Raw genomic sequence first — 25,825 nt, 5'->3', positions numbered from 1 at the left:
GATCGTGCACAAAGGTGCCGCAATACCGATTTCGTGTGCCTCATTTAACCCTTGTTAACCCTGCTTGAATTGACTGGACCAGACTGCACGATGCTCCCAACGACACGTGACGCCTGAGGTTGAGGACCCCGATGACGGCATCAGATGCGGGACCCGCACCTTGGACCGGCCGGCTGACGGGCGGGCCGGGGGTCTCCGTTCTGGTCGCAACCGCCATCGTCGTTGCCGACATGATCGGGGTCGGCGTCTTCACCAGCCTCGGCTTCCAGGTCAAGGACATCCCGTCCGGCTTCTCGATCCTGTTGCTCTGGACCATCGGCGGCATCGTCGCGCTGTGCGGGGTGTTCTCCTACAGCGAGCTCGGCGCCATGTTTCCGCGCTCGAGCGGCGAGTACAATTTCCTCGGCCGCGCCTATCATCCCGCCTTCGGCTTTCTCGCCGGCTGGGTCTCGGCGACGGTTGGCTTCGCAGCGCCCGTCGCGCTCGCGGCGATGGCGTTCGGCGAATACGCGAAATCGGTCGTCCCCGATCTGCCGCCGATCCCGCTTGCCATCGGCGTGGTGTGGCTGGTCTCGATCGTGCAATTGACCGGCGTCAGGCACTCATCGACCTTCCAGCTGATCTCGACCATCCTCAAGGTCGTGCTGATCGTCGCCTTCCTGCTCGCCGGCTTCGTCATCGGCACGCCGCAGCCGATTGTCTTCACGCCACAGCCGGGTGATCTCGCGCATATCGTCAGCGCACCCTTCGCGATTGGCCTCGTCTTCGTGATGTACTCGTTCTCGGGCTGGAATGCCGCGACCTACATCATCGGCGAGATGAACATGCCGCAGCGCGATCTGCCGCGCGCGCTGCTCGCGGGCACGCTGATCGTGCTGGTTCTGTACGTCGCGCTGAACGCGGTGTTTCTCTATTCCACGCCGGTCAGTGCGCTGGCCGGCCAGCTCGACGTTGCCAGCGTCGCCGGTAGCGCGATCTTCGGCAGCCTCGGCGGCCGGATCGTCGGTGCGATGATCTGCGTCGGCCTGATCTCCTCGATCAGCGCGATGATGTGGATCGGCCCGCGCGTGATGATGACGATGGGCGAGGACATTCCGGCCCTGCGCGTGTTCTCGAAGCGATCGGTGAGCGGCGCGCCGGCCTATGCCATCCTGTTTCAGCTTGCCGTCGCCAATCTGCTGCTGTTCACGCGCAGCTTCGAGGCGGTGCTCGACTTCATCCAGTTCGCGCTGCTGTTCTGCTCGTTCTTCACGGTCGCCGGCGTCGTCAAGCTGCGCATCACCGATCCCGACCTGCCGCGGCCCTATCGCGCCTGGGGATACCCGTTCACGCCGCTCGTTTTCCTGCTCGTGACCGCGTTCATGATGTACTACCTGTTGACCGAGCGGCCGGTGCAGTCGCTGGCGGGGATGCTGCTCATGCTCTCGGGCCTGTTGATCTATGCTGTTTTCCGCAGGCGGCCGGTCGCCGCTGGTACGTCATCACACCGCGAATAGACATGTTTCGACCCATGAGAATTGCGGCCGTCGCTCTTGCCCTGCTGGCCGCGGCCGTCTCGTCTGCACGTGCCGCCGACGTCACCTTCGATGATACCGCGCGCTTTCTCGCGGGCATGCAGCCTTCGCCGGACTCGCCGCTGGTGCCGCTCACCAAAGACCCGGGCTGGCAGCGCCACGCAAAATTCTTCGACGGCGCCTTCGCCCAGCTCGAGCAGCGGCAGCTCTCGAAGATCCGCAGTTGGGCCGACGTCAATCTGGCCGCGCCCCGGCCGACCATGTTCTACTTGTTCAGCGGCCCCGACTTCCTCTACGCCGATGCGTTCTACTCCAAGGCCAGCACCTACGTGCTCGGCGCGCTGGAGCCGGTCGGCGCGGTGCCTGACCTGACGCGGCTGCCGCGCGGCTCGGTCGGTGCCGCGCTCTACAATGTCGAGCGTTCGCTCGGCTCGATCCTGAGCTTCTCCTTCTTCATCACCAAGCACATGAAGGTCGACCTGCACGCCAACCAGGTCAACGGCACGTTGCCGATCCTCTATGTCTTCCTCGCGCGCTCCGGCAAGACCATCCGCAATGTCGAGATGATCGCGCTCGACGACAAGGGCGGGGTGCATACGGGAGGCGACAATCCGGGACGGAACGCGACGCGCGGTGTCCGCATCACCTTTGCCGGAAGCGAAGGCGAGGCGCGAACGCTGTACTATTTCTCGACCGATCTCTCCAATGCCAGCGCGCGCAACACGGGATTTCTGAAATTCTGCGAGACGCTCGGGCCCGGCAACAGCCTGCTCAAGAGCGCGTCCTATCTCCTGCACAAGGGCGACTTCTCCGTCGCTCGCAACTGGCTGCTGGCCAACAGCGCGACCATCATCCAGGACGATTCCGGCATTCCGCTTGCGAACTACAATGCGCAACAGTGGCGGTTCTTCCCGTTCGGCCGCTATCTCGGACCAATCGACGAATTCCCCGGCCGCTACCAGGAGCGCTACGCCGAACTGTTCACGCGCGCCCAGCCGATCGATTTCGGCGTCGGCTATCGCTGGCGGACGCATGAATCGAACTTGCTGCTGTCGGTGAGGGTGCCGGGAAGCGAGACGGCGCCGGCTGCGGAGACCACCTCGTCCGCCGAGCCGTCGCCAAAGCCGCCACGTCCGAAGCGGCTGCGTCCGCCCGAGTCGATCCCGCCACCGCCCGGGCGCTTTTTCTGGTTTCGTTAGGTTGCCTGTTGAGGCGGGTGTCACGCGCTCCGGGCGATGACAACCAGCCGTACGAACGCGAACGCCATCTGATAATATGTCGCCAAACCCGGTGCAGATCGGCTGGTGCTCGGTCTCTAACGTCCAGCCTACCAGTGCACGCTCTGGCTCGGCACGATGAAGGCCGTGGTGCTCGGCGCCGTGGCAAGGCTCGTCGCCAGATACCAGCCGGAGCCGACCACGAGCGTCAGCAGCGCAATGATGGCAATCATGTCGAGGGTTCTTGGGTCGTGATGCCCTCTGGAACCAGGATGTGGACCAAGCCTGAAGTGAAAATGTGGGCTGATTTTCCAGCGCATTCTTGTTTCCTCCCGTGGGAGCATCACAACAACGCGAGGGGGAAGTTCCGGTTCCATTCAAGGCAGCGATGCGCGAAGCGCCGCGGCGTTTCCTGGTGATATTCAGGATGCGTTGACGCCGCGCCACCTGCCATAGCGCCAAGGCAGATACCAGCGCGCGCCTTGCGGTGCGCTGAGGGGCACGTTGTCGATTCCCGATGTGCCGAAAGGATTGCAGCGAAGCAATCGCGCGAGCGTCATCCAGCCGCCGGCCCACAGCCCGAACCGTTCGATCGCCTCGTCGCCATAGACCGAGCACGTCGGCAGGTGCCGGCAATTGTAGCCGACCAGCGGCGAGAGCGTGTGGCGGTAGAGCCAGATCAGTGCGCGGCCGAATCGGCGCGGGAGCCGGAGCGCGCCCTCGATGGGAGTGGAACAGTGCTCGCAGGTTGAATGCTTCATGGGCGCTGTGCTGCGATCGTGAGCGAGGTATTGCGCGGTTCCGGCGCAGGGAACCGCAAGTTGTTGTTTCTGCGCCATATTTCCCGTGCTTTTTGGGAGCAGTGCAGCAAGTACCTGTGGACGATCTGTATTCCCCCGGATACCATTTTTATGACGACCGTGTGTAGAAACATACGCCCGTATGATGGACTCAGAGGGCGCTACCGAGGACTGTTGGGGAACCTTTGGGGCTTGGGGAAGGAACCAGATTGAGACTTCTGAACTCCCTCGACCGTCGCGGCTGGTTGTTGCTTGGGGCAGCCGCGCTTGGCGCCGCGCTCTTCGGAGCTGTCGCCACGACCGGCACAACGGCTCATGCTGGTGCCGCCCTCGAAGAGCGCAAGCTGCCGATGAAGTTCAACTGGGTCGCCTGCGACCCGAACTGCCGCGGCTGGGTCAGCGCGGTCGGCATCATCACCGCAGATACGCCGAGGGATTTCGAGGAGTTTTCGCGCGGACGCCAGCTTGGCGGCGCGACCGTGGTGCTCGACTCCAGCGGCGGTTCCGTCAACGACGCGATCACGCTCGGCCGGCGCTTCCGCAATCTTGGACTTTCGACCACCGTCGGCATCAGCGTTCAGAACCGCAGCGGGCAGTCGGCCCGTCCGGCGGTTGCGCCCGAAGCCTATTGCGAATCCATGTGCGTGTTCCTGCTGCTGGCCGGCAAGAAGCGCTACGTGCCGGAAGCAGCTCACGTCCGGGTCCACCAGATCTGGATGGGCGATCGTGCCGACGATGCCAAGGCGGCGAGCTACAGCGCGCAGGACCTGATGATCGTGGAGCGCGACATCGGCCGGCTCGCCAAATACACGTTCGATATGGGCGGCGCCGGCGACCTGCTCTCGCTCGCGCTCAGCGTGCCGCCGTGGGAAGATCTGCACGAGCTGGATGCTGGCGAGCTGAAGCTCACCAATCTCGTGACCACCAATCTGGTGGCCGACGTGCTGCCGCATGTGGACGTCGCGGCGCCCGCGGTGGCGGAACTTGCACCGAAGACGCAGGCGAGGTTCGGTGCGGAAGCGGAACCGCAGCCCGTCAAATCGACCAAGACGGCGGAAGCCTTGGTGCCGACCGGTGCGGCGCAAAGCGCAGGCTCGCAAAAGTAGGATTTCCCTGATCGTCATTCCGGGGCGTTCGCAAAGCGACGAAGCCGGAATTCAGATATCGTAGCGCGACCGGGTTCGCGCCGGCGCAGGCGTCGGAATGACCTCGACCAAATCAGCCCTGCGCCGCGGCCGGCTGCTTGGCTTTCGCCTCGATCTGGCCGATGGCATCGACCACGGCATCGAAGGTCAGGAGGGTCGAGGCGTGTCGCGCCTTGTAGTCGCGGACCGGCTCGAGGAACTTGATCTCTTCCCATTTGCCTTCAGGAGGCGCGCCGTTCTCCTTGAGCATCTTGCGAACGGTTTCGCGTAACTCGCGGAGTTCGCTCGCGGTCGAGCCGACGACGCGACTTGCCATGATGGATGAAGAGGCTTGTCCGAGGGCACAGGCCTTCACGTCATGGGCGAAGTCGGTGACCTTGTCGCCCTCCATCTTGAGGTCGATCTTCACGGTCGAGCCGCACAATTTGGAGTGGGCGGTGGCAGTGGCGTCGGGGTCCGGCAGCCGTCCGAGGCGTGGAATATTCCCGGCCAGTTCGATGATCCGCTTGTTATAGATGTCGTTCAGCATGTGATGGAGTCCAACACTTCCGCACCGGATCGGCCTTGGCGGGCGCCGCCCACGGTCCTATATAGGGACGGAACTGGCGGAAAAACAGTCCAGCGGTGCGGCAGCAGCGGTCCAGATCTGCGCTGCCAGCGTGATGACCCAAAGGGCCTTTTTCGTCAAAACTGTTCTCTTCAGGCGTCCGGCGGCTTGCCGCCCCGTCTGCCGGTGACACTCCGGCCGCGAGGCCGTCGAACGGAGTAGACATGGACGCTACGATCAAATCCATCCGCCCGGGCAAGCCCTCCGACCGCCAACCCGAGAGCCGCCCGGCTGAGCTTGACCCTGCCGAATTCCTCGCGGCCGCCGTCCGCGCCGACCAGCCGCGCCCCGCGCGCGCAGAGGCGGAAGCGGCGGTGAAGACGCTGCTCGCCTATATCGGCGAGAACACCGCGCGCGAAGGCTTGCTCGACACGCCGCGCCGTGTGGTCGAGGCCTTCGACGAGCTCTATCAGGGCTACCACCAGTGCCCGGCCGAGGTGCTCGACCGCACCTTCGGCGAGACGGCCGGCTATGACGACTTCGTGCTGGTGCGCGACATCGAGTTCACCTCGCAGTGCGAGCATCACATGATGCCGTTCTACGGCAAGGCGCACATCGCCTATACGCCGGTGGAACGCGTCGTCGGCCTGTCGAAGCTTGCGCGCCTGACCGACATCTTCGCCCGCAGGCTCCAGACCCAGGAGCACATGACGGCGCAGATCGCGGCGGCCATCGACGAGATCCTCAAGCCCCGCGGCGTTGCCGTGCTGATCGAGGCCGAGCATACCTGCATGTCGGTGCGAGGCGTTGCCAAGCATGGTGCCTCGACCTTCACCAGCCGCTTCACTGGCATGTTCCGCGACAATCCGGCGGAGCAAGCACGTTTCCTGTCCCTGGTGCGAGGCACGACGCGCTGACCTCGCGAAGGTCTATGTCCGCGTCATGCTCCAAGCGAGGACGCCCGTGTCCGCTCACTCCCATGAGATCGAGGAAGGCCTCGCCTTCCTGCCCAGGTTCGACGCTGCCGGCCTCGTGACCTGCGTGGCGACCGACGTTGCCACCGGTGATGTGCTCATGGTCGCGCACATGAACGACGAGGCGCTGCGCAAGACGATTGCGACCGGCGAGGCCTGGTACTTCAGCCGATCGCGCAATGCCTTGTGGCGAAAAGGTGAGACGTCGGGTCAGACCCAGCGCGTGGTCGAGATCCGCACCGATTGCGACCAGGACGCGGTCTGGATCCGTGTCGAGCAGATCGGCGCGGCCTGCCACACCGGCCGCCGGTCCTGCTTCTACCGCAAGGTCGAGGCCGAGGGCGGCGGCGCCAAGCTGGTCTTTGTCGATGCGGACAGGTTGTTCGATCCGGACGCCGTCTACAAGAAATAGCCCGTCGTCACGCCGGGTTCGGGCCGGAATGACGGCGAACGGCCAGATTAACCCCGCATTAACCATACGTGTCCCACGGTGAGACGACAGGCGCCGAATTGCCGGCGTCGCTCAACGCCGCACGGGGCGGGCACTCCATCATGTCGGTCGACAATTCCAGCGCCTCTCAGACGACGGGTCTCGATCCGTCGCGGGCACGCGTCGCCGGCGCGATCAAGCAGGTCTCCAACCGGACGGGCGTCAGCTTCCAGTACATGCTGACGACCGCCAAGATGGAATCGGATTTCGATCCGACGGCGGGAGCCACCACGTCGTCCGCCCACGGGCTCTACCAGTTCATCGACCAGACCTGGCTGGGTACGGTGAAGGAGGCGGGCACCCAGCTCGGCTATGGCAATTATTCCGACGCCATCACCAGGACGTCGTCGGGCGGCTACGCGGTCGATGATCCCGCCATGAAGCGGTCGATCATGAAGCTGCGCGACGATCCGGAAGCCGCCTCCACCATGGCCGCAGCGCTGACGCAGTCGAACAGTTTCAAGCTCACCGGACTGCTCGGCCGCAGGCCGTCTGACAGCGAACTCTACATGGCGCATTTCATGGGTCTCGGCGGCGCCGCAAAGCTGATCGCCAATGCCGAGGACAATCCGCAAGCGGTCGGCGCGCGGCTGTTTCCTAATGCGGCCTCCGCCAACCGCTCGATCTTCTACGCCAGGGACGGCCGCGCACGCAGCGTCTCCGAGGTCTATTCGGTGCTCGACGCGCGCTACGCCAGCGCGGCGAATTCGAAAACGACCCGCAGCGCAATGGCGATGTATGGCGACTCGCCATCCACGACGCAGGTCGCAAGTGCCAACGGCGTGCAGCCCACCGCGCCTGTCATCGACAACGCCGCTTATCTGCAGACCTTTCCGGAGGCGCGCGGCGTGACGCCGGTGAGTGCGACGTCGTCGTCAACGGCTGCGGACAACACGCCGATCACGCCCGCATTCCGCTCGATCTATCAGCCCGGCGATACCACGCAGCCGGTTTCGACCACGGTGCAGAAATTGTGGGGCAACAACGCCTCGCTTGCTTCGATCGCATCGGCGACGCCTGACGTGCGCCCGCCGCAACCGCTCGATCTCTTCAGCGATCGCAGCGGTACGTTCTCGAGCTGATCGTCGCGCGAATAACCCGCTCTCGTGTCCCGGACGCGTGGCAGGCGCCTTTGTTCCCTTAACAAAACGTCAATAAAACCAGCCAGTTATGGTGAACGCTTTGTTAAGCGTCGTGGTTTATTTTGTGTTGCAGGTGACAAGCCGTCACCGTTTTCGTTTGTTGTGTAAGCCGGAAGCAGCATGATTGTTCGGCAGTTCATCAATTGGATCAGGACGGCGCCCGCCGGCGAGCGGGCCGAGGCGACGCGGGCATTGGCCCGGGCCTGGCTGATCTCAGACCTTTCCCATGACGACCGTATCGCGGCCGAAGGCGCGCTCCTGATGCTGCTCGACGATCCCTCGCCGCTGGTGCGGCAGGCGATGGCCGAGGCCTTTGCGCGCAGCACGGATGCGCCGGCGTCGATCGTGCGGGCGCTGTCGGCGGACCAGCCGACCGTCGCGCTGCCCGTGCTCGAACATTCGCCGCTGCTGATCGACGCCGATCTCGTCGACATCGTCGCAACCGGCAATGACGAGGTGCAATGCGCGGTCGCCCGCCGCATCGCGTTGCCGGTGTCGGTCTGCGCCGCCATCGCCGAAGTCGGCTGCGCGGCGGCAGCCCTCGAGCTGATCGAAAATCCCCACGCCGAGCTCGCGCCGTTCTCCTGGAATCGCATCGTCGAGCGCCACGGCCATCTCGCCGCGATCCGCGAGGCGATGCTGGTGCTTGAGGATCTGCCGGCCGCGACGCGCGCCGCTCTGGTGGCCAAGCTCTCCGAGACCCTTGCACAATTCGTGGTGGCGCGGAACTGGCTGAGCGCCGATCGTGCCGAGCGCATCACGGTCGAGGCGCGCGACCGCTCGACCATGAACATCGCAGCGCGCTCGCGCGGCGAGGACATGCAGGGCCTCGTGCGCCACCTGCGCATCACGGGCCAGCTCACCGCCGGCCTCATCCTGCGCGCGCTGCTGTCGAGCAATCTCGATCTGTTCGACGCGGCACTCGCCGAACTCGCCGACCTGCCGCTGGCACGCGTCTGTGCGCTGCTGCACGACCGTGGCGGCAACAGCCTGCACGCGCTGCTCCGCCGCGCCGGACTTCCCGAGGCGACCTTCGCGGCGTTCCAGGTCGCACTCGATGCCTGCCACGAGCAAGGTTTTGTCGATACCGATGATGGCGCGGCGCGGCTGCGCCGGCGCATGGTCGAGCGCGTGCTCACCCATTGCGAGACCGACCGCGGCGCGACCGAACCGCTGATGGTCCTGCTCCGCCGCTTCGCCACGGAATCCGCGCGCGAAGAGGCAAGGTTGTTCTGCGACGAGCTCGTCGCGGATGACGCGCTCGATCCGATCTATGACGACCTGATCGCGGCGTAGCGAGACGCCGTAGGGTGGGCAAAGGCGCGTAGCGCCGTGCCCACCATTGATCCGCACGGCTTATATTAGTAGGTGGGCACGCTTCCGCCTTCGCTCTTCGAGCTACGGCGGACGAGTCACTTTGCCCACCCTACGACACTTGCGCTCGCAATAACGAGAGGAGAGAGCGGGAGCCGCTACTCCGCCGGCACGATGCTCGGTGCCAAAATCACCTCGAGATGCTCGGGGCGGTCGCGGTTGGCGTGGGCGAGGTAGTCGTCGGCGACCTTGCGCAGGCGGCGGCTGAGCTCGGCCGAGACGCTGATGCTGTCGAGCTTGGTGTTTTCATGCACGATGGCGAGGATGGCGTTGATGTGGTGCGTGAACAGCTCGGCCGGCACCTTGTCGAGATCGGGCGCGTGCTCGATGACGCGGCACAGGCTCTCCGCAACTCCCGCCGCCGCCGGATAGCCGAACGTCGCAGCGTCGCCCTTGATGTCATGCGCGGCGCGGAACAGCTCGTCGCGCCGCTCCTTGGTGAAGCCCTCATGGCGAACAGCGACGTAAGCGGCCGACAGACGATTGACCTCGGTCGTCATCCAGTCCTTGAACTCACTGGAGAGGCCCGCGAGCGCCTGCTCGGCGCGGGCGACCGGATCGTCCAGGTCCTTTTCTTCGACACGGCGCAGAACCTTGCGCAGCGGATTGGGCTGCGTGATCACTTGGTGCGTGGCGAAGGCCGTGACCTCGATGTCCTTTGCGCCGTTCTTCGCCATGATGTCTGCCCCGATCGAAACGTTGCGCTAGATGGAGGAACGAGCCTTGTCGAGCAGCGAGGGTTGCTGGAGCACCTCGTGCTTTTCGCCGACGCGGCGCTCGGGGCCCATATAGGCGGAGTTGGTGTTGCGGCGTCGGTCCGGACCGAAATAGGTCTTGGTCTTGATGAAGGGCCGGGGATTGGCGACGACGTTGAGGATGCGCTGGTAGAGGCCCTTGGCGGAGATCGGCTTGGCCAGGAATTCGGTGACGCCGGCATCGCGCGCGACCGTGACGCGGCGTTTCTCGGAATGACCGGTCAGCATGATGATCGGCGCGTAGGGATTGCCCTTGGATTCCGGCTGCCGGATCATCTGCGCGAGCTCGAGCCCGTCGAAGATCGGCATCGCCCAGTCGGTGATGACGATGTCGGGCACGTAATGGCTGTACATTTCCAGCGCGGTGGCGCCGTCCTCGGCCTCGTAAACCTCGCGCGCGCCGAAGGAGTGCAGCAGCGTCCGCAGGATGCGGCGCATGTGCGGATTGTCGTCGCAGACGAGGAAGCGCAGCTTGTTGAAATCGATGCGGAACATGACGCCTGGGCCGGAGCGGTCAACTTTCGTTAACCATATCGCGGCGGGGGTTAAGGAAGGGTTGCTGCCGGCATTTCGCGGAGTAAGTGACGAGGGAAGGGGTTAATATCGTAATTCTGCCATTTTTTATTGTAAGACGATAAAAATATACAATTAAATGGGAGCTAGTACCCGGAATCAGAGCTGAGTGATACGGCGGCCTTTGAAACGGCGTTGACGGACCTTTTTCTTGGTCCAGACGAAGGGCTCGGCTCTGTCGTTGTATGCGTTGACGTAGGCATCGATGTGTTCCTGAAGCTGCTTGAGGCTCGTGAAGGAGGTGCCGCTGAGCGACTGCCCCTGCAAGATGGAAAACCATACTTCGACCTGATTGAGCCATGACGCACTTGTCGGCGTGAAATGAAATTGCACGTTGGGGTGGGCCTTGAGCCAGTCCTCGTTCTTTTTATGGGTGTTGAGGTTGTCGAGGATGACGTGAAGCTTGCGGTTCGGAAAAGTCGCGGTGACGCTGTTCATGAAATCGAGAAACTCGACGCGGCGCCGGCGTTTTGAATGGGTCGCGATGATCTTTCCGGTGGCGACTTCGAGCGCCGCAAACAATGTTGTGGTGCCATGCCGCTTGTAATCGTGGCTTTGGCCGGTTAAGGCGCGGCCATTGGGCAACTTCAGATAACCCTGCGCTCGCTCCAAAGCCTGGATCGAGGGCTTCTCGTCCACGCACAGCACAATGGCCTTCGCCGGCGGCGCGACATAGAGGCCGACAACATCGGCGGCTTTGGCCGTAAAGTTCGGGTCGTTGCTCTCGCACCAGGACTTGCGAGCCACCAGGTCAATCTTGTGGCTGCGCAGGAACCGCCAGACATATTGGACATCGACATCGCCCAGCGCCTCGGCCAGCAGGGGGCCGGTCCAGCGCGCAAACCCTTGCGGTGGCGGCTTATCCAGCAGCTTCAGAATCCGCTTGTCGGTCGTCTTCGTATAGATCGGCTGCTTGCCAGGCCGCGGCTTGTCTTGCAGCCCTTCAAGGCCATGGTCGGCATAGCGATGCCGCCAAAGGCTGACAATCCGCGGCTGGACCCCAACTTCCTTGGCGATCGACCGGGTGCTGCGCCCATCCGCCGCCAACAGAACTATCCGCGCCCGCTTCAAATCGCGCTGCAACGTCACCGGTGAGCGACAGCACGCCTCAAGCACCTTGCGATCTTTCCTCGAAAGGTGGACTTCTCTTGCTTCGGGTATCATCCCGACCTTGAATCACGACTCACGTTCCAAGAAAAGTGGGTACTAGTCCGATGAGCGTCGTCGCGTTTCCTTTTCCTGCGCCGGTCGAGCCGCGGTTGCGGCGCATCGGACGGATCGTGGCCGTCGGCGCGCTCCTGTGCGTCGCCGGCGCTGTGCTTGCGGTGCCGCTGCTCTGGTCGAGCGACGAGATGCTCCGGCACTGGATCGCGACCCAGTCCCCGCTGGGGGCGCGGCCCTTCACGCTCAATTTCAGTACGCGCCTCGCCGGCGCCCTGATCAGCCTGATCGGACTTGCGCCTGTTCTCTACGCCTTGTTGCAGCTCTCGATGTTGTTCTCCCGCTTCGCGCGCGGCGAGGTCTTCGTGACCGACAACGCCTGGCGCATCCGCCGGATGGGCCTCGCGCTGATCGCCAACGCGCTGATGTCGCCGCTGGTGCAGATGCTCACCACGATCAACCTGACGCGGGCCAACCAGCCGGGCCAGCTCGTGGTCATGTTCGGCATCGAGCAGTCGCATGTGCTGTCGGTGCTGAGTGGCCTCGCGCTCGTCGCCTTCGCGACCGTGATGGCCGATGCCGTTCGCATGTGGCACGAGAACAGTGAGATCATCTGACCATGCCGATCATCGTCAACCTCGACGTCATGCTCGCCAGGCGCAAGATCAGGTCGCGCGAGCTTGCCGCGCGCATCGAGCTCACGGAGGCGAACGTCTCCCTGCTGAAGTCGGGCAAGGTGCGCGGCATCCGCTTCGACACGCTCGAGCGGATCTGCGCCGTGCTCGACTGCCAGCCCGGTGATATCCTGGAATATGTCCCTGACAGCGCGGACGACGCGCTGGAGCCGCGCGGGGCCGGCCGGAAATCGGCCTAGCCAATCCTTCAAGTCCAGATTGGAGATGCCTGCGATGAACCGCCTGGCGCGTGTTCTTGCGAGCGCGGCTGCGCTCATGCCTGCCGGTTGCAGCTCGGTGCCGCTGACATCGATCCCGCCGCTTGCCCGCATCGATGCCAGGACGACGGATCTGTCGATGCTGCGCGTCGCCGTGCAGTTGCCTGACGCGCTGCGGCCACGTTCGGGCGGCGTCAAGCTCGACGTCGTCACCAAAGTGGCCGGCGAGGCCGAGACCAAGACGAGCTTCGCCATGATGGAGATGAGCGACGCGCGAGATCGCGCCGGCCTGCCTGCGCCGCCGCTGGGCTCCTCGACCTACGCCTATCGCTTGTCGCCGGGCGATGCTGCACGCTTCGAAGCGCTGCGTGCGTCGATGGTCGAGCAGGGGAAGCAAGGCAAACGCGGGTCGATGGGGCTCGGCGTGGCAGCCAAGGAATTCTGTCGTGCGAACGCGGCGCCGCAGGGATCGCTGCTTGTCACGATCTATCTGATGACGTCGGAGACGAAGAGCTTCGTTCCCGTCGTCAGGGATTTCGATCTGCTCGGTGATCCCGCCATGGCGGGCGGCCTGGAATCGATTCAGCCTTGCGGCCAGTGATCCGCGCCGGCGCTCAATAGCCGAACTGCTCGCGCAGGATGCGCTCTTCCAGGCTGTGGCCGGGATCGAACAGCATGCGCATCGAGATGGTCTTGTCGGACAGCACCTCGACGCGGCGGACGTCGCGCACCTCGTCATGGTCGGCCACCGCCGCCACCGGCCGCTTGTCGCCCTCCAGCACCTCGATCACGACGTAAGCCGTATTGGGCAGGAGCGCGCCGCGCCAGCGGCGCGGGCGGAAGGCGCTGATCGGCGTCAGCGCCAGCAGCGCGGCGTTGATCGGCAGGATCGGTCCCTGCGCGGACAGATTGTAGGCGGTGGAGCCGGCGGGCGTCGCCACCATGATGCCGTCGGCGATCAGCTCAGCCATGCGCTCGCGCTCGTCGATCAGGATACGCAGGCGCGCGGCCTGGTAGGTCTGCCGGAACAGGGCGACCTCGTTGATGGCGTGATGCAGGTGGACGCGGTCGTTCACGTCGGTCGCGCGCATCAGGAGCGGGTTGATCTCGGATTCCTGCGCCGCCTCGAGACGGTCGCGAAGGTCGACCGTCGAGTACTCGTTCATCAGGAAGCCGACGGTGCCGCGGTGCATGCCATAGATCGGTTTGCCCGAGTGCATGTTCTGGTGCAGCGTCTGGAGCATCAGTCCGTCGCCGCCGAGCGCGACCACGACATCGGCGTCGTTCGGGTCGCAATTGCCATAGTCCCGAGTGAGCTGGCCGAAGGCGGTTTGCGCCTCGCTGCTTGGGCTCGCGACAAAGGCGATCCGGTTGTATCGCGCTGGCTTGGTCATGGCTTCCGGGCAGGGCCGCTGGCTGGAGAAAGTTCCGCCGGGCTCGTCTATACGACCTGGGCCTCCATTGTCGAGAAGGACCGCTGTTCAAGGCAAACAGCGTCCATCCCGATTCAGGGCAAATCCGGGTCGATTTGTGCTCGCCCGGCTTCTTCAGGCGCCGCCGGGCCAGCTATCCCCCAAACTGTCGCAATTTCTCGCTAGCCTTGCGATGCTCGCCGGCTCTCGCAGCCGGACAAGGAGAACGATCATGGTCATGCGTTTGCCGGCGCTCCGCCGCGCGACCCTGGTACTGGCGGTGTCGACTTTCGCGCTCGCGGGATTTGCCCGCGCGGACGATCCGCCGCAGCCGCGCGCCGAGACGGCGGCCCCAGCGGGACAGAAGGGTGGTGGGCGCGGCGGCAACACGCCAGGCGCGTCACAGGGTTCATCGTCCGCCGCCGAGCCGCATCGCCTTCCGTCGGATTCGACCACCAAGCAGACGCTCGATCTGCCGGGCCGTGCACTCGACTTTACCGCGACTGCCGGCTCGATCCGCGTGTTCGACGGCAAGGGTGAGCCGCTCGCCGACATCGCCTATACGTCCTATGAGCTCGATGGTGCCGACCGCGCGACGCGCCCCGTGACGTTCCTGTTCAACGGCGGTCCCGGTGCGTCCTCGGCATGGCTCCAGTTCGGCGCTGCGGGTCCGTGGCGGCTGCCGCTCGATGGCGAAGCCCTGTCGCCGTCCGCCTCACCCGATGTGAAGCCGAACGCGGAGACGTGGCTCGACTTCACCGATCTCGTCTTCATCGATCCCGTCGGCACTGGCTACAGCCGTTTCGTTGCCAGCGGCGAGGACGCGCGCAAGTCCTTCTACTCAGTCGACGGCGACGTCAATTCGATCGCGCTCGTGATCCGCCGCTGGCTGGAGAAGCACGACCGGCTGACCTCGCCGAAATATGTCGGCGGCGAAAGCTATGGCGGCATTCGCGGGCCGAAGGTCGTGCGCCAGTTGCAGCTCCAGCATGGCGTCGGCGTCAGGGGATTGATCCTGGTGTCGCCGCTCCTGGACTTCCGCGAGTTCACCGGCACCAGCCTCCTGCAATATGTCGCGACGCTGCCGAGCTATGTCGCGGTGGCGCGCGAAGCCAAGGGGCCGGTCAAGCGCGCCGATCTCGCCGACGTCGAGGCTTACGCGCGGGGCGAGTTCCTGGCCGACCTCGTCAAGGGCGAGGCGGACAAGGAGGCCACCAATCGCCTTGCCGACAAGGTTGCCGAGCTCACCGGGATCGACCAGGCCGTGAGCCGCCGGCTCGCCGGCCGTTTCGACGTCGGTGAATTCCGCCGCGAGTTCGACCGCAAGAACGGCAAGGTGACAGGGCGCTACGACGCCTCGGTGCGAGGCTTCGATCCCTATCCGGATTCGAGCAGCTCCCGGTTCGGCGATCCCTCGGGCGATGCGCTCCAGGCGCCGCTGACGAGTGCGGCGGTCGATGTTCTCACGCGCAAGCTCAACTGGCGGCCGGATGGCTCCTATGAAGTCCTCAACGGCGCCGTCGAGGGCAATTGGGATTTCGGCCGCGGCATCAACCCGCCCCAGTCGGTGTCGGAGCTGCGCCAGATCCTTGCCACCGACGGAAAGCTGAACGTGCTGGTCGCGCACGGCCTATTCGATCTCGCCACGCCCTATTTCGGATCGAAGCGGGTGCTCGACCAGCTTCCGGCGTTCGCCACGCAGCGGGTCAAGTTCGTCGTCTATCCCGGCGGCCACATGTTCTATTCGCGCGACGGCTCGCGGCAGGCGTTTCGGAGCGAGGTCGAGGCTCTCATCCGAGAGTAGGCCGCCGCTTGCGCGGCGGATATCTCCGCGCGATCTCGCGCGCCACGACACGCTCCGGCTTGATATTGGCGCCGGCGATCCAGATGTCGCTGACCTTGCCGCGCGCGTCACGGACGCGGCGCACCGGCTCGCCGTGGCTGGAATAGCCGGCAGCCCAGGCGAGCTTGCCGGTGTCGCGGCCGGTGACCTCGATCTCGGCGGCATCCATGAACGGATTGATGAACTGCGGATTGGCGACCAGCACGCGGTTGCCCGCGGGGACGAGATCGGTTGCGCCCCAGATCGTCCACCAGCGGCCGTTCCAGTCGCGCACGCGGCGGTCGGGGGCGCCGCGAGTCCTGAACACGCGCAGGATCTGCATCGCGCCGTCCATCCAGAACGGCGCCGCGCCGTCGATGGAGTTGCTGAGGATACTGATCGCGAGCTCGCAAGCGGGGATGGAGCAGGTCCGGGAGATGTAACCCTGAAAATGGCCGCCATGGCCGAACCAGTCCCAGCCGTCGGTTTTGCCGGCGTTGATGCCAAGGCCGTAATAGGCCTCGAAACTCTGCGGGATGCGCCAGTGATGCCGGGTCATTTCGCGGCGGCTTGCGACTGAGAGCACGCTCTTCCTGGCGTTGGGCGCAAGCTGCGCGAAGAAGCGGGCCGTATCGCCGGCGGTGGCGGCGAAGCCCGTAGCGGACGCCATCGCGTGCGTCGGATTGTCGCCGGGGATCACGCAACGCTCGCCCAAGGGCACCTTTCGCGTGTGGCCGCGCGCGAACGATGCGCCCTTGGGAAGCGGCGCATCCGGCTCAGTCTCGCGCAGGCCTGCGGGCTCGATGATCTCGCGCTTGATCCAGGCGGCGTAGGGCTCCTTCGACACGGCTTCGATGACGAGGCCGAGCAGGCCAAAGCCGTGGTTGGAGTATTTGAAGCGCGTCCCCGGCTCGATCGCGGTCGGCAGCTTCAATTCCGCGAGCAACTCCCTGGCGTTGAGATAGGGACGGTTGTCGATGAACTGCCCGGAATCGGCGCCATCGCGCGTCAGCCCCGCGCTGTGCGAGAGCACCTGCGCAATCGTCGTCTCGGCGACGCGCGGATGCAGGCCGCCGACATGTTGGCCGACCGTGTCGTCGAGCCGCAGCTTGCGCTGGTCGCGCAGCTTCATGATGCCGGCGGAAGTGAAGCTCTTCGAATGCGAGGCGATACGGCAGCGGTGGCGCGGGGTGAGTTTTTCGCCGGTGTCGAGATTGGCAAGACCAAAGGCGTGCTCGGCGACGATTTCGCCGCGATGGGCAAATGCGACGATGACGCCGGGCTGCTGGAATGTCGTCTGTTGGAATTCGATCCAGGAGCCGATGTAGTCGATCGCGGATCGCAGCCACGTATCCATTGCGCACCAATTTGCGAGGGGAGCACTTGATGCGAGAGGCTAACCGAGAAAGCGGAACGGGCACAACCCCGAGGTTGTGCCCGTTCGTTTCGTTCGAGGATGCGATGTCTCAGTAGACGAGCGTCGCGCCGGTCGGCTTGTCGAGCGCCGCGGCGAGCGAGCGATACTCGGAGCTGTCAGTGCCGGCGAGCGAGGCGATCTTGTTCAGGTGGTACTGCGCCTGTTCGCGGTTGCCCTGCTCGAGCTGCCAGAGGCCGTAATACTGCCAGGTGCGGACGTGGTTCGGATCGTCCTTCAGCGCGATCTCGTAATAGACCTTGGATGACTGGTAGTCGCCGAGCTTGCGATAGGAGTAGCCGATCAAATTGGCGACGTCGGCGACGTCGTCGCGCTCGAGCGACTTCAGCTGGCCGATCGCGCTCGTGTAGTCGTGACCGTCGTAGATCGTGGTGTAGGCGGTGCGATAGGCCGCGAGGAATTTGGGATCGCTGATGGAGGAGCTCTTCTTCTTCCCCTTCTTGGCCGAGCTGTCCGACTTCGGCGGCGGCGAGGGCTCGTCGCTGCCCGCGGCGTAGGCGCTGGTCAGCATCGGTCCGGCGGCCAACGCCATCGAGACAAGCCCCGGTACCAGAAGCATGGAAAGTTTGCGCATCTATCTTCTCCCGTATGGAACGTGGCGATCCTACACGATTGCCCAAAGACCGGAACACCCAGAGGGCAAAAACATTCCCGCTTCGCGCGATCTATTCGCCCCTCCGCAGATGACAAACTTGTCATCGAGATGAACAGAAGCCTGCAAGGGACTTCAGACTGGGTTCAGCGCGCGCCGCCTAGGCTCCCACCCACGATCGAAGAGTAGGCGAGAGGGCGCCGCCTCAAGATCCTTCCAAGAGGAGACCAACCATGTTGAAGACCATTTCCGCAGCCTTGCTCGCCGCTTCCGTAATCGCAGCCCCGGCCTTCGCCGCTGAAGCCGGCAAGACCACCACGACCACGCCGGTGATCAAGGCGGACCAGAGCCAGACCAAGGTGTCGACCACCACCGTGAAACCCGAGGCCGGCGTCAAGGCCGACACGAAGGCCGCCGACGTCAAGGCGGACGCCAAGGTGGATACCAAGTCGAAGGCGATGAACGCCAATGCCGCGGTCACGCCCGATGAGCACAAGGCCGTGCGCACGCATCGTCACCACCACAAGCATCTGTCGGCCAAGAAGTCGCTGAAGGCGCAGCCTGACGTGACCAAGCCGGCGGCCATCGACAAGCGCAGCTAACGACTGATCCGGCGCGGCGGCATCCCTGGCATTGCCCGCTGCCGCGTGCGGAATTCAGGCCCGGCCCGTCGTCTCGGCGTCAGCGCGAAAGCGCAGGCGCCGGCGGCGGGGCGGTGCGTTATTTGCGCAGCCTACGAGCAGGAGCGAATTCCCTTCGTGCAACCTTGGAGCTAGAACATCCTCCGAGTCTGATCGAGCGGAGAGCGTGGCCTGTGGGGCGATTGGCGAAGCGTGCGGTGATCTTGGCGTTGGTTCTGGTCTTGCCGCTGGCGCTCGCGGCATGTTTCGGCAGCGACGGTGATCGTCCATCCCTGATGGAGGGGACCCAGGCGGGAGGGCCGCAGCCGTTTCCCGACAATTTTCGCAGTGACACGCTGGCCTTGGTGCGCGCCTACCTCAACAATCCCGTCGGCGTGCGCGAGGCCACCATGGCCGATCCGGTGCTCCGCGAGATCGGCGGACGGCAGTTCTACGTCGCCTGCCTGCACTTCACGCCACGCGAGACCGACGGCAGCTACAAGGGCATGCGCGAACGGGCCGCCGTGTTCGTCAACGGGCGGGGCGACCGCATCGTCGATCGCGCCGGCGAGCTCTGCGCCGGTGCGGTTTACGCACCCTTTCCGGAACTGGAAAAGATGGCGCGGTAGCGCAAAGCCGGCCTTCATCGGCAGGTGCTAGGACAGGGGCCGCCGGAGCCGCTGGATCACAATTTGGCGAGCTTTGAACGGGGCTGGTTTGCCTTGCGACAGATCGTTACAGCCCGCCTTGCGCAGACGACGAAAACAGTCGGTGCAAGCAGGTGTGACGGAACAAAATCGCGTTGTTGCCAACCCGTCACAGTTACAGACGATCAACGTTCCGGCATCGCCGCGAAGCAACCTAATTCACGCCACGTTGTTTCCTGAGTGTCGAATTTGAAAGAACGGGGATGATCATGAAGACGATTTTGCTGGGCGCCGTCGCTCTGCTGGCGCTGGCTGCACCGGCCGCCGCGGCCGACATGCAGCCGCGCACCTATACCAAGGCGCCCGCCTATACGCCGCCGCAGGTGATCTACAACTGGACCGGTTTCTACATCGGCGGCCATGTCGGCGGCGCGTTCGCCGGTGACAGCAGCTTCCAGTCGAGCGACGCCCGCTTCCTGGGCGGCGTGCAGGGCGGCTTCGACTACCAGTTCGCGCCCAATTGGGTGGTGGGCATCGAGGCCCAGTACTCCTGGCTGCCGACCAACAACAACGGTGTCACGTTCCCGCTGGGGACGCAGGTGACGTCCAACACCGACCAGCTCGGGTCGGTGACCGGCCGCATCGGCTACACCTGGGGACCGGCGCTGGTCTATGCCAAGGGCGGTTACGCCTGGCGTAATGGCGGCCTCGGCGTCAACGTCGCCGGCGTGGCGCAGCCCTTCACCGCCACTGGCAACAACAAGGACGGCTATACTGTCGGTGCCGGCCTCGAATACATGTTCGCACCGAGCTGGTCGGCCAAGGCCGAGTACCAGTACTACAACTTTGGCAGCACGACGTTCACCTCCGGTCCGGCCGACGTCGTCGGCGTCCGGGGCCGGGAGGACGAGCATACCGTCAAGGTCGGTGTGAACTACCGCTTCGGCTGGGGTGGACCGGCGGCCTCGCGCTACTGACGCTCAACAGCGACCACGACCTGACAAGGGCCGGCTCACGCCGGCCTTTCGTTTGCCAGGCCCTTGTTTGCCTGCCTGTTGTTTGCTTTGCGTGAACCATCTGGCGCGTCATTTGCAAGCAAACGGTCTGGCGCGCGCGTTCTCACGCGCGTCATGGGACTGGCGTAAAGCAAAAATAATTTTTGCCGCCTACGGAACTCGCGCTCCGGAAGGCGTTGTATGAGAATTACCGGGCTGGTGGGACGACGGACATGCGTATCTTTGTGTCGGCAGTAGTGCTCTCGTGCTTCATCTCCCTGCCGTGCGCTGCACAGACAATCCTCAAATCCGAGCCTCTGATGCTGGCACCCTATGAGGTGGCCTTCGTCAAGGACGCTTCCTGCCCATCCGGCAAGGTGCTGAAGGTAACGGGCGCGATCCGCGGGCTGCACCGTCGCAAGGCGTGCGTGGTGCTGGCGGGCGAGCAGGCCTCGCTGGCGACCGCGACCCCCTGAGAGATCCCTTGCTGAGATACCCTGGGCTTGCGGCCGAACCTCAGGAATTCAGCTCAAGCTCCATCCTCGACTGCTGCTCGGCCTCGGCCTTGTTCCTGGCGGGGTCCTCGCCCTGGGCGGCCCGGCAGGGCTTGATCTCGTAATCATTGTCCAGGACCCGGCGCGGCCCGTGGCGCTGGTCGTCGGTGCTGACATCCACGACGAGGCCGCTTTGCTGCGCGAGCTGCCAGACGTCGGCCTCGCTGGGATAGGCCTTGCTGATTTGGGCGTCGTTGCAGAACAGGGCGTAGGGCATTCTTCCCGCTCCCGGAAAGCGCGTTAACGGCTTCATGGGGCAAGGGGTTCCGGGGCGATCACGGGGGCGTGATCGGGGCCGCGGGCCCTGAGTCTTTAACGAGTCCTGAATCCCCAAAAAAAGAATCCCTGGGACTCATTTGCCGGAATCAGCGGATGTTTTCGGCCATGACGACCGACCTCAAGACCTGCTGCGGGCACATGCTGTTGCCACTGACGCTGGGATTGCTCAGCGCCTGTGCGGCCAATCTCTGGTTGGTCTGGTCCTGGCTGTAGGTGTCCGATCGACCGTCGGCCCTAGTTTTCGGCTGGCGGACGGAGGGAGGGGTCGCGAATGGCCGCGCGGAGCCTGGTCAGGGTCGCCGCGCAATACTCCTCCCGTTCACGCTCGAATCGCTCCTGATGCTTGCGGAAATTGGCGATGCGGGCCTGCATCTCGGAGCGGAAATCGCCGCCTGTCCGTGCTGGCGGGATCATGACGGCTGGGGCGAGCGGGACTGGCGGCGGATTGATCTCGACCGCCAATGTCTCGACCGCCACGGTCTCGACGGTGACGCTCCCCACCGGCACGTCCGGTGCAGCCGTCGGTCTCTCCGGCGGATGGAAGTCACCCTTCTTGCCGGTTACCGATTGGACGAAGGCCATTGTCTGCGCGATCAGTGCGTCGCGCTCGCTGATCCACTTCATGGTCCACCTCTGTTGGAGCTATTCCAGCAAAGCTGGCCGGCCGAATCAAGGAGGTGTCCGGCGGGGGATTGCATATTTTTCCCGCCCGCCCGACAGTGAGGAATGGACGTCAAACCAGACCAGTCGGACGAAGCGCAGGGCCTGAGGCTCGTCCGTGCGTTCTTGTCGCTGCCGCCCGACAGGCGGGCGGAGGTGATCGCGTTCGTGGAGGAATTGGCGCGGGCCCAAGGCCGGCCCGAGGCAGGCGCAGAGGCATCGCCGACGTGAGCGCTATCGCTCGCGCGGGTTAATGTTGGGCTCGAACGGCGCCCCCACCACCCGGACTGGTGTCGGAGCCGTAACGTCGATCGCCGCGCGTTCGGCGACCTGCGTTGCCGGAGCCGGCCCTGGTGCCAGCTTGAACAGCGCAACGGTGCCGGCCACGGCGACACAGCACAGCGTCACCGTCGCCAGCAGAAACATGTTTCGGTTTTCTTCCTTGATCCGCATGGGCCGACAACGACTGACGCCGGCGACCGGTTCCGGCCGGTCATGTCCGGATCACGCCCCCAAAACAGGCAGAAGCTTACACGAGGCGTACGCCGACCCCCCGAATAGTTATTTTTCCGTAAGACTACTCGGGGGATTTGGCATCAAATCTTAACGTCCGCCGGTTCCAATGCCCGTTGCTGGGATTATGCGTCGGCAGAAGCATTGGGGCGGCTGTTATGAGCTTTTTGAACAATCTGAAAATCGTGGTGGAAGGTCGCACTAATCGTGGCGGTGATGGGATGCGCGTGCTCGCCGTCGCCGGCTTCGCCGCGCGTGAACTTTCGGCGACTGTCGACGGATTTACCGAACTCTCCGCCGCGCAATCCTCGGCGCTCAACCTGACGCGGGCCCAGCGCCGCGCGGAGACCTATCATGCCGCGCTCTATGCGGTCTTCACCGAAGCGACGGAGGCGGGCAACGCTGGCCGTCTCAAGATCGCGAACCAGAACCGCACCGAAATCAGTCAGTACCTCGATGCGGCCGTGCAGGACGACCCGTCGCGCGCCAGCCAGGTCAAGAGCATCGGGGACCAGCTGAAGGCCGCGTTCGCCAGCTGCGATCCGGTACTCCAGGCCGGCGCGCAGGCAAGCAGCGTGGAGGAGAATGCCAAGGCCGCCGAACGTGCGCACAAGGAGTGCGATCCGGTGCTGGACGCGGCCCTCGCACGCATCGTCCAGTTCGTGACCGAGTCCGCACAGGCGGTCAGCAACCGCAAGGAAGCCATCAACCGCGACGCCAGATCCGCGACCTGGACCGTGATCGGCGTCAGCGCCGGCGGCCTGATCGTCGGCATCGCAATCGCGCTGTTCATCGGCCTCAATGCGATGTCCCGGCCGATCGCCCGGCTCAAGCTCGCCATGGAGGGTCTCGCCCGCAACGATCTCAAGACCGAGGTGCCCGAGAAGGAGCGGAGCGACGAGATCGGCGACATGGCCAGGACCGTCGAAGTCTTCAAGACCAACGCGCTCGAGGTCGAACGCCTCAAGGCTGCGCAGCTCGAGATCGAGAAGCAGGCTGCCGAGCAGCGCCGCCGTGACATGGTCAACCTGGCCGACGGCTTCGAACGCGCGGTCGGCGAGATCATCGAGACGGTGGGCTCGGCGTCCACCGAGCTCGAAGCGTCGTCCTCGACGCTGGCCACCACCGCGCACCGCGCGCAGGAGCTGACCTCGGTGGTCGCGGTCGCTTCGGGTGAAGCCACCGGCAACGTGCAGTCGGTGGCGACCGCCACAGAGGAGCTGTCGTCCTCGGTCAACGAGATCAGCCGGCAGGTGCAGGAATCCGCGCGGATGGCGGGCGAAGCCGTCACCCAGGCGCGCACCACGACCGAGCGGGTCAGCGAGCTCTCGATCGCGGCGACGCGGATCGGCGATGTCGTCGAGCTGATCAACACCATTGCCGGCCAGACCAACCTGCTGGCGCTGAACGCCACGATCGAGGCGGCACGCGCCGGCGAGGCCGGCCGCGGCTTCGCGGTCGTCGCCTCCGAGGTGAAGACGCTGGCCGAGCAGACCGCGAAGGCGACCGGCGAGATCAGCCAGCAGATTTCCGGAATCCAGACCGCGACCCAGGAATCCGTCAACGCGATCCGCGACATCTCCGCGACGATCGAGCGGCTATCGGAGGTGTCGTCCACCATTGCCGCGGCCGTCGAGGAGCAGGGCGCCGCGACCCAGGAGATCTCACGCAACGTGCAGCAGGCCGCTCACGGCACCCAGCAGGTCTCCACCAACATCACCGACGTGCAGCGCGGCGCGGCCGAGACCGGTTCGGCGTCCTCGCAGGTGCTTTCGACCGCCAAGATGCTGGCGACCGACAGCAACCGGCTGAAGGACGAAGTCGGAAAATTCTTGCGGACCGTGCGCGCGGCGTAAGTGTGTGCGGCGGCACTCGTCCGCCGCGCTCGCCGCGCCTAATGCGGAAGCAAGAGGCCGAGCGCGAACACCAACAGCATGGCCGTCATGACGACGGCCGTCACGGCGCCGGCAACGATTTTGGCCTTCTCTTTGCTGGTAGTCGAGCGCATCGGATGCGCAGGCTACCTGATGTTGAACTCTGATCCAATCTGCGGTCAGGAGCCATCTTCGTGACCCGCCTCGATCAGGCGGCGAGCCTTGGCTGGAAGAACCGTGTGACGCGATCGATCGCATCGGATGTCATCGGGTCGGTGCCGGAGAAATCAAAGCCGTGGGCTTTGCCTGGATAGGGCACGAATTCGGCCTCGGCGCCGACCGACTTGCCGAGCTCGACCAGTTGCCGTCCCTTCGCGACCGGCACGTTCCTGTCCGCCTCGCCATGCAATGCGATCAGGGGCGGCAGGTGCTTGACCTTGGCGGCCATAGCGTCGGGCATGCCGCCATAGAGCACCGCGAGCGCGGTGATACGCGTGTCCCGCGCGGCGGTGTCGGCGGCGACGTAGCCGCCCAGCGAGAAGCCGAGCAGGCCGATGCGCCCGGAACTGTCGGACCGGCCCAGGATGGCCGTCACGGTGGCGGAGACCGTGTTGGCCCAATCGTCGAACCGCGTCGTGTCATAGGCATCGCGGCTCTCATGCGTGCTGGACTTCGGCGTCAGCGCGGCCTTATCGGCCGGTGTCATATAGCGGAGAAAATAGACGTCGATGCCCTTGGCGGACAGCGCATCGGCATATCGCTCGTAGGCGCGGAGCCTAAGCTCGATGCCGCGGGACCCGTGCAGCACGATCACGGCAGGGCGCTTCCCGGCCACCGTCGCCGCGTAACGTGATACGGGCAGGCTGTCATTGCCGGAGGTGACGCTGAACTGTTCGCCTGGTGCACCGTGTGCAGGGATAGACGTCAGCAGCGCGGCGATGCCGGTCATGGCCGTTCGTCGGGTAATCATCAGCGAACTCGCGCCAGGGAGATTTCGGAGGCGACGCGTCGGCTGTATAGTGTGCTTGCGACGGAATCTTGACACGAGTCCCGCCCGATGATCCCCAATCGTCCACCCGTGCTCGCCCATGAGCGCTTCGTTGCGGACCGCGAGAGCTTTGACGGCCTCGATCTCGCCGCGCGGTTCGAGCGGATCGAGCGGACCAACCTGTGGGGCGCGGCCACATCAGTCTCGGGCCTCGGCTCGGAGGACCCGGCGACCGCCGCGATCCGGGAGGAGCTTCCTCCTCTGCTGCAACGGCTCGACGCGCGCTCGCTGCTCGATGCGCCCTGCGGCGATGCCGGCTGGATCGGCCGCATCAAGCTCGACCTCGACTACACCGGCATCGACATCGTCCCGTCGCTGATCGAGACCAATCGGCGGCGTGTGGCCGGCGGCGAATTGTCCGGCCGGTTTCTCGTTGCCGACATCACGCGCGATGCGCTGCCGCGCGCGGATGTCATTCTGTGCCGGGACTGCCTGGTTCATTTGAGCTTCGACAACATCGCCCGCGCCGTGGCCCGCTTTGCCGAAAGCGGCGCGGGCTTCCTGCTGGTCACGACATTTCCAGAATGGGATGCAAATCGCGATTGCGCGGATGGCGATTGGCGCGCGCTGAACATGGAGAAGGCACCATTCAACTGGCCGTCGCCGCGTGCGCTGATCAACGAGCGTTGCGAGGAGGGCAGCGGCGGCTGGCGCGACAAGAGCCTTGCCCTATGGCGTCTGGATGAACTGCCCGATCGTATCCGCATGGCCACGGCGACGTGACGGACGCAGGCGGAACTCCATTGCGTCCGCGATCGCAATGGCGATACACTTCAGGTTGTGTGACGCG

General features: G+C 64.8%; 30 protein-coding genes and 1 pseudogene. 18 read left to right on the top strand and 13 right to left on the bottom strand.

Annotation, left to right across the window (positions count from 1 at the left end):
• Positions 1-131: 131 nt before the first annotated feature.
• Positions 132-1,496 (top strand): APC family permease, encoded by a 1,365-nt coding sequence (locus J4G43_RS33110; RefSeq protein ID WP_166092232.1) that lies wholly within the window; start codon positions 132-134, stop codon positions 1,494-1,496.
• A 2-nt stretch (positions 1,497-1,498) separates the two neighbouring features.
• Positions 1,499-2,713, top strand: coding sequence for a hypothetical protein (locus tag J4G43_RS33105; protein ID WP_208087503.1), 1,215 nt, complete (start codon positions 1,499-1,501; stop codon positions 2,711-2,713).
• Between the two features lie 128 nt (positions 2,714-2,841).
• Here the strand turns inward: J4G43_RS33105 and J4G43_RS55675 are convergent, their stop codons facing one another.
• Together J4G43_RS55675 and yidD are read right to left on the bottom strand one after the other, a co-directional pair.
• Complete coding sequence (locus tag J4G43_RS55675; RefSeq protein WP_071912677.1) at positions 2,842-3,051, bottom strand: hypothetical protein; 210 nt, start codon at positions 3,049-3,051, stop codon at positions 2,842-2,844.
• A gap of 102 nt (positions 3,052-3,153) precedes the next feature.
• The gene (gene yidD / locus J4G43_RS33100) at positions 3,154-3,492 is read right to left on the bottom strand and encodes a membrane protein insertion efficiency factor YidD (protein ID WP_063982515.1); all 339 of its coding nucleotides are present in this window, start codon (positions 3,490-3,492) and stop codon (positions 3,154-3,156) included.
• 248 nt (positions 3,493-3,740) lie between these two features.
• On the opposite strand from yidD, the gene J4G43_RS33095 reads away from it, so the two are divergent.
• Positions 3,741-4,637 (top strand): COG3904 family protein, encoded by an 897-nt coding sequence (locus tag J4G43_RS33095; protein ID WP_085405346.1) that lies wholly within the window; start codon positions 3,741-3,743, stop codon positions 4,635-4,637.
• Between the two features lie 112 nt (positions 4,638-4,749).
• On the opposite strand, the gene J4G43_RS33090 is transcribed toward J4G43_RS33095, so the two are convergent.
• The gene (locus tag J4G43_RS33090) at positions 4,750-5,205 is read right to left on the bottom strand and encodes an iron-sulfur cluster assembly scaffold protein (protein WP_014494348.1); all 456 of its coding nucleotides are present in this window, start codon (positions 5,203-5,205) and stop codon (positions 4,750-4,752) included.
• A gap of 242 nt (positions 5,206-5,447) precedes the next feature.
• Between J4G43_RS33090 and folE the strand changes: the two genes are divergently transcribed.
• The 4 genes from folE (at position 5,448) to J4G43_RS33070 (ending at position 9,125) form a co-directional block, all read left to right on the top strand.
• Positions 5,448-6,140 carry a GTP cyclohydrolase I FolE gene (gene folE, locus J4G43_RS33085; protein WP_063982517.1) on the top strand — a complete coding sequence of 231 codons (693 nt, stop codon included), beginning with the start codon at positions 5,448-5,450 and terminating at the stop codon, positions 6,138-6,140.
• A gap of 46 nt (positions 6,141-6,186) precedes the next feature.
• Complete coding sequence (hisI, locus tag J4G43_RS33080) at positions 6,187-6,609, top strand: phosphoribosyl-AMP cyclohydrolase (protein ID WP_028150232.1); 423 nt, start codon at positions 6,187-6,189, stop codon at positions 6,607-6,609.
• A gap of 140 nt (positions 6,610-6,749) precedes the next feature.
• On the top strand, positions 6,750-7,769 hold the full coding sequence (locus J4G43_RS33075; protein ID WP_225005258.1) for a lytic transglycosylase domain-containing protein: 1,020 nt from the start codon (positions 6,750-6,752) through the stop codon (positions 7,767-7,769).
• Positions 7,770-7,949: 180 nt separating this feature from the next.
• Positions 7,950-9,125: a DUF2336 domain-containing protein gene (locus tag J4G43_RS33070; RefSeq protein WP_208087502.1), complete on the top strand. Its 1,176-nt coding sequence runs from the start codon at positions 7,950-7,952 to the stop codon at positions 9,123-9,125.
• Positions 9,126-9,301: 176 nt separating this feature from the next.
• Here the strand turns inward: J4G43_RS33070 and J4G43_RS33065 are convergent, their stop codons facing one another.
• The 3 genes from J4G43_RS33065 to J4G43_RS33055 all read right to left on the bottom strand — a co-directional run bounded on the left by J4G43_RS33065 (position 9,302) and on the right by J4G43_RS33055 (position 11,695).
• Positions 9,302-9,880 carry an Hpt domain-containing protein gene (locus tag J4G43_RS33065; RefSeq protein WP_166092296.1) on the bottom strand — a complete coding sequence of 193 codons (579 nt, stop codon included), beginning with the start codon at positions 9,878-9,880 and terminating at the stop codon, positions 9,302-9,304.
• Positions 9,881-9,907: 27 nt separating this feature from the next.
• The gene (locus tag J4G43_RS33060) at positions 9,908-10,453 is read right to left on the bottom strand and encodes a response regulator (protein WP_008549760.1); all 546 of its coding nucleotides are present in this window, start codon (positions 10,451-10,453) and stop codon (positions 9,908-9,910) included.
• Positions 10,454-10,630: 177 nt separating this feature from the next.
• The gene (locus tag J4G43_RS33055) at positions 10,631-11,695 is read right to left on the bottom strand and encodes an IS630-like element ISRj1 family transposase (protein ID WP_011084514.1); all 1,065 of its coding nucleotides are present in this window, start codon (positions 11,693-11,695) and stop codon (positions 10,631-10,633) included.
• Positions 11,696-11,745: 50 nt separating this feature from the next.
• On the opposite strand from J4G43_RS33055, the gene J4G43_RS33050 reads away from it, so the two are divergent.
• The 3 genes from J4G43_RS33050 to J4G43_RS33040 are packed head-to-tail and all read left to right on the top strand — an operon-like array spanning position 11,746 to position 13,185.
• Positions 11,746-12,309 carry a DUF2975 domain-containing protein gene (locus J4G43_RS33050; protein WP_208087501.1) on the top strand — a complete coding sequence of 188 codons (564 nt, stop codon included), beginning with the start codon at positions 11,746-11,748 and terminating at the stop codon, positions 12,307-12,309.
• 2 nt (positions 12,310-12,311) lie between these two features.
• The gene (locus J4G43_RS33045; protein WP_049807677.1) at positions 12,312-12,566 is read left to right on the top strand and encodes a helix-turn-helix domain-containing protein; all 255 of its coding nucleotides are present in this window, start codon (positions 12,312-12,314) and stop codon (positions 12,564-12,566) included.
• A 34-nt stretch (positions 12,567-12,600) separates the two neighbouring features.
• Positions 12,601-13,185: a hypothetical protein gene (locus tag J4G43_RS33040; RefSeq protein WP_208087500.1), complete on the top strand. Its 585-nt coding sequence runs from the start codon at positions 12,601-12,603 to the stop codon at positions 13,183-13,185.
• Between the two features lie 13 nt (positions 13,186-13,198).
• Here J4G43_RS33040 and J4G43_RS33035 read toward each other — a convergent pair whose 3' ends face one another.
• Positions 13,199-13,978: an NAD kinase gene (locus J4G43_RS33035; RefSeq protein WP_208087499.1), complete on the bottom strand. Its 780-nt coding sequence runs from the start codon at positions 13,976-13,978 to the stop codon at positions 13,199-13,201.
• A 250-nt stretch (positions 13,979-14,228) separates the two neighbouring features.
• Here J4G43_RS33035 and J4G43_RS33030 point away from each other — a divergent pair, with 250 nt between their 5' ends.
• The gene (locus tag J4G43_RS33030; RefSeq protein ID WP_208087498.1) at positions 14,229-15,800 is read left to right on the top strand and encodes a S10 family peptidase; all 1,572 of its coding nucleotides are present in this window, start codon (positions 14,229-14,231) and stop codon (positions 15,798-15,800) included.
• Here the strand turns inward: J4G43_RS33030 and J4G43_RS33025 are convergent.
• Entirely contained in the window at positions 15,787-17,175 is a 1,389-nt protein-coding gene (locus tag J4G43_RS33025; RefSeq protein ID WP_208087497.1) for a serine hydrolase domain-containing protein, read from the bottom strand. The genes J4G43_RS33030 and J4G43_RS33025 overlap by 14 nt on opposite strands.
• 109 nt (positions 17,176-17,284) lie before the next feature.
• Entirely contained in the window at positions 17,285-17,827 is a 543-nt protein-coding gene (locus tag J4G43_RS33020) for a tetratricopeptide repeat protein (protein ID WP_028150223.1), read from the bottom strand.
• Between the two features lie 251 nt (positions 17,828-18,078).
• On the opposite strand from J4G43_RS33020, the gene J4G43_RS33015 reads away from it, so the two are divergent.
• The 4 genes from J4G43_RS33015 (at position 18,079) to J4G43_RS33000 (ending at position 20,583) form a co-directional block, all read left to right on the top strand.
• Positions 18,079-18,447, top strand: a complete 369-nt coding sequence (locus tag J4G43_RS33015) for a His-rich protein BRANT (RefSeq protein ID WP_208087496.1) — start codon at positions 18,079-18,081, stop codon at positions 18,445-18,447.
• 212 nt (positions 18,448-18,659) lie between these two features.
• The gene (locus tag J4G43_RS33010) at positions 18,660-19,094 is read left to right on the top strand and encodes a hypothetical protein (RefSeq protein ID WP_208087495.1); all 435 of its coding nucleotides are present in this window, start codon (positions 18,660-18,662) and stop codon (positions 19,092-19,094) included.
• A gap of 287 nt (positions 19,095-19,381) precedes the next feature.
• Positions 19,382-20,089: an outer membrane protein gene (locus J4G43_RS33005; RefSeq protein WP_071917379.1), complete on the top strand. Its 708-nt coding sequence runs from the start codon at positions 19,382-19,384 to the stop codon at positions 20,087-20,089.
• Between the two features lie 251 nt (positions 20,090-20,340).
• On the top strand, positions 20,341-20,583 hold the full coding sequence (locus J4G43_RS33000) for a DUF6719 family protein (protein ID WP_038935984.1): 243 nt from the start codon (positions 20,341-20,343) through the stop codon (positions 20,581-20,583).
• A gap of 40 nt (positions 20,584-20,623) precedes the next feature.
• Here the strand turns inward: J4G43_RS33000 and J4G43_RS32995 are convergent, their stop codons facing one another.
• Both J4G43_RS32995 and J4G43_RS32990 read right to left on the bottom strand, forming a co-directional pair.
• Positions 20,624-20,878 carry a hypothetical protein gene (locus tag J4G43_RS32995; protein WP_028150218.1) on the bottom strand — a complete coding sequence of 85 codons (255 nt, stop codon included), beginning with the start codon at positions 20,876-20,878 and terminating at the stop codon, positions 20,624-20,626.
• 296 nt (positions 20,879-21,174) lie between these two features.
• Positions 21,175-21,564 (bottom strand): hypothetical protein, encoded by a 390-nt coding sequence (locus tag J4G43_RS32990; RefSeq protein ID WP_208087494.1) that lies wholly within the window; start codon positions 21,562-21,564, stop codon positions 21,175-21,177.
• Positions 21,565-21,666: 102 nt separating this feature from the next.
• Here J4G43_RS32990 and J4G43_RS32985 point away from each other — a divergent pair, with 102 nt between their 5' ends.
• Positions 21,667-21,831 (top strand): hypothetical protein, encoded by a 165-nt coding sequence (locus J4G43_RS32985; protein WP_208087493.1) that lies wholly within the window; start codon positions 21,667-21,669, stop codon positions 21,829-21,831.
• A 3-nt stretch (positions 21,832-21,834) separates the two neighbouring features.
• Here the strand turns inward: J4G43_RS32985 and J4G43_RS32980 are convergent, their stop codons facing one another.
• A complete protein-coding gene (locus J4G43_RS32980) occupies positions 21,835-22,053 on the bottom strand; it encodes a hypothetical protein (protein WP_225005256.1) in 219 nt (72 codons plus the stop codon).
• A 218-nt stretch (positions 22,054-22,271) separates the two neighbouring features.
• Between J4G43_RS32980 and J4G43_RS32975 the strand changes: the two are divergent.
• A pseudogene (locus tag J4G43_RS32975) lies at positions 22,272-23,969 on the top strand (methyl-accepting chemotaxis protein).
• A 226-nt stretch (positions 23,970-24,195) separates the two neighbouring features.
• Here the strand turns inward: J4G43_RS32975 and J4G43_RS32970 are convergent.
• A complete protein-coding gene (locus J4G43_RS32970; protein ID WP_225005254.1) occupies positions 24,196-24,957 on the bottom strand; it encodes a dienelactone hydrolase family protein in 762 nt (253 codons plus the stop codon).
• Positions 24,958-25,044: 87 nt separating this feature from the next.
• Here J4G43_RS32970 and J4G43_RS32965 point away from each other — a divergent pair, with 87 nt between their 5' ends.
• Positions 25,045-25,758 (top strand): class I SAM-dependent methyltransferase, encoded by a 714-nt coding sequence (locus tag J4G43_RS32965; RefSeq protein ID WP_208087491.1) that lies wholly within the window; start codon positions 25,045-25,047, stop codon positions 25,756-25,758.
• Positions 25,759-25,825: the final 67 nt, after the last annotated feature.

Origin of the sequence: Bradyrhizobium barranii subsp. barranii, assembly GCF_017565645.3 — a bacterium.
In the GTDB taxonomy this organism is placed as follows: domain Bacteria; phylum Pseudomonadota; class Alphaproteobacteria; order Rhizobiales; family Xanthobacteraceae; genus Bradyrhizobium; species Bradyrhizobium barranii.
The sequence above is the reverse complement of the archived record's forward strand: the minus strand, read 5'-3'. Positions and strand labels throughout refer to the sequence as shown.

What these genes read in the sequence shown, in the direction of transcription:
- J4G43_RS33110 (WP_166092232.1), top strand. Translation starts at nt 132, where the DNA reads ATGACGGCATCAGATGCGGGACCCGCACCTTGGACCGGCCGGCTGACG.
- J4G43_RS33105 (WP_208087503.1), top strand. Translation starts at nt 1,499, where the DNA reads ATGTTTCGACCCATGAGAATTGCGGCCGTCGCTCTTGCCCTGCTGGCC.
- J4G43_RS55675 (WP_071912677.1), bottom strand. Translation starts at nt 3,051, where the DNA reads ATGCGCTGGAAAATCAGCCCACATTTTCACTTCAGGCTTGGTCCACAT.
- yidD (WP_063982515.1), bottom strand. Translation starts at nt 3,492, where the DNA reads ATGAAGCATTCAACCTGCGAGCACTGTTCCACTCCCATCGAGGGCGCG.
- J4G43_RS33090 (WP_014494348.1), bottom strand. Translation starts at nt 5,205, where the DNA reads ATGCTGAACGACATCTATAACAAGCGGATCATCGAACTGGCCGGGAAT.
- folE (WP_063982517.1), top strand. Translation starts at nt 5,448, where the DNA reads ATGGACGCTACGATCAAATCCATCCGCCCGGGCAAGCCCTCCGACCGC.
- J4G43_RS33075 (WP_225005258.1), top strand. Translation starts at nt 6,750, where the DNA reads ATGTCGGTCGACAATTCCAGCGCCTCTCAGACGACGGGTCTCGATCCG.
- J4G43_RS33070 (WP_208087502.1), top strand. Translation starts at nt 7,950, where the DNA reads ATGATTGTTCGGCAGTTCATCAATTGGATCAGGACGGCGCCCGCCGGC.
- J4G43_RS33065 (WP_166092296.1), bottom strand. Translation starts at nt 9,880, where the DNA reads ATGGCGAAGAACGGCGCAAAGGACATCGAGGTCACGGCCTTCGCCACG.
- J4G43_RS33060 (WP_008549760.1), bottom strand. Translation starts at nt 10,453, where the DNA reads ATGTTCCGCATCGATTTCAACAAGCTGCGCTTCCTCGTCTGCGACGAC.
- J4G43_RS33055 (WP_011084514.1), bottom strand. Translation starts at nt 11,695, where the DNA reads ATGATACCCGAAGCAAGAGAAGTCCACCTTTCGAGGAAAGATCGCAAG.
- J4G43_RS33050 (WP_208087501.1), top strand. Translation starts at nt 11,746, where the DNA reads ATGAGCGTCGTCGCGTTTCCTTTTCCTGCGCCGGTCGAGCCGCGGTTG.
- J4G43_RS33045 (WP_049807677.1), top strand. Translation starts at nt 12,312, where the DNA reads ATGCCGATCATCGTCAACCTCGACGTCATGCTCGCCAGGCGCAAGATC.
- J4G43_RS33040 (WP_208087500.1), top strand. Translation starts at nt 12,601, where the DNA reads ATGAACCGCCTGGCGCGTGTTCTTGCGAGCGCGGCTGCGCTCATGCCT.
- J4G43_RS33035 (WP_208087499.1), bottom strand. Translation starts at nt 13,978, where the DNA reads ATGACCAAGCCAGCGCGATACAACCGGATCGCCTTTGTCGCGAGCCCA.
- J4G43_RS33030 (WP_208087498.1), top strand. Translation starts at nt 14,229, where the DNA reads ATGGTCATGCGTTTGCCGGCGCTCCGCCGCGCGACCCTGGTACTGGCG.
- J4G43_RS33025 (WP_208087497.1), bottom strand. Translation starts at nt 17,175, where the DNA reads ATGGATACGTGGCTGCGATCCGCGATCGACTACATCGGCTCCTGGATC.
- J4G43_RS33020 (WP_028150223.1), bottom strand. Translation starts at nt 17,827, where the DNA reads ATGCGCAAACTTTCCATGCTTCTGGTACCGGGGCTTGTCTCGATGGCG.
- J4G43_RS33015 (WP_208087496.1), top strand. Translation starts at nt 18,079, where the DNA reads ATGTTGAAGACCATTTCCGCAGCCTTGCTCGCCGCTTCCGTAATCGCA.
- J4G43_RS33005 (WP_071917379.1), top strand. Translation starts at nt 19,382, where the DNA reads ATGAAGACGATTTTGCTGGGCGCCGTCGCTCTGCTGGCGCTGGCTGCA.
- J4G43_RS33000 (WP_038935984.1), top strand. Translation starts at nt 20,341, where the DNA reads ATGCGTATCTTTGTGTCGGCAGTAGTGCTCTCGTGCTTCATCTCCCTG.
- J4G43_RS32995 (WP_028150218.1), bottom strand. Translation starts at nt 20,878, where the DNA reads ATGCCCTACGCCCTGTTCTGCAACGACGCCCAAATCAGCAAGGCCTAT.
- J4G43_RS32990 (WP_208087494.1), bottom strand. Translation starts at nt 21,564, where the DNA reads ATGAAGTGGATCAGCGAGCGCGACGCACTGATCGCGCAGACAATGGCC.
- J4G43_RS32985 (WP_208087493.1), top strand. Translation starts at nt 21,667, where the DNA reads ATGGACGTCAAACCAGACCAGTCGGACGAAGCGCAGGGCCTGAGGCTC.
- J4G43_RS32980 (WP_225005256.1), bottom strand. Translation starts at nt 22,053, where the DNA reads ATGCGGATCAAGGAAGAAAACCGAAACATGTTTCTGCTGGCGACGGTG.
- J4G43_RS32970 (WP_225005254.1), bottom strand. Translation starts at nt 24,957, where the DNA reads ATGATTACCCGACGAACGGCCATGACCGGCATCGCCGCGCTGCTGACG.
- J4G43_RS32965 (WP_208087491.1), top strand. Translation starts at nt 25,045, where the DNA reads ATGATCCCCAATCGTCCACCCGTGCTCGCCCATGAGCGCTTCGTTGCG.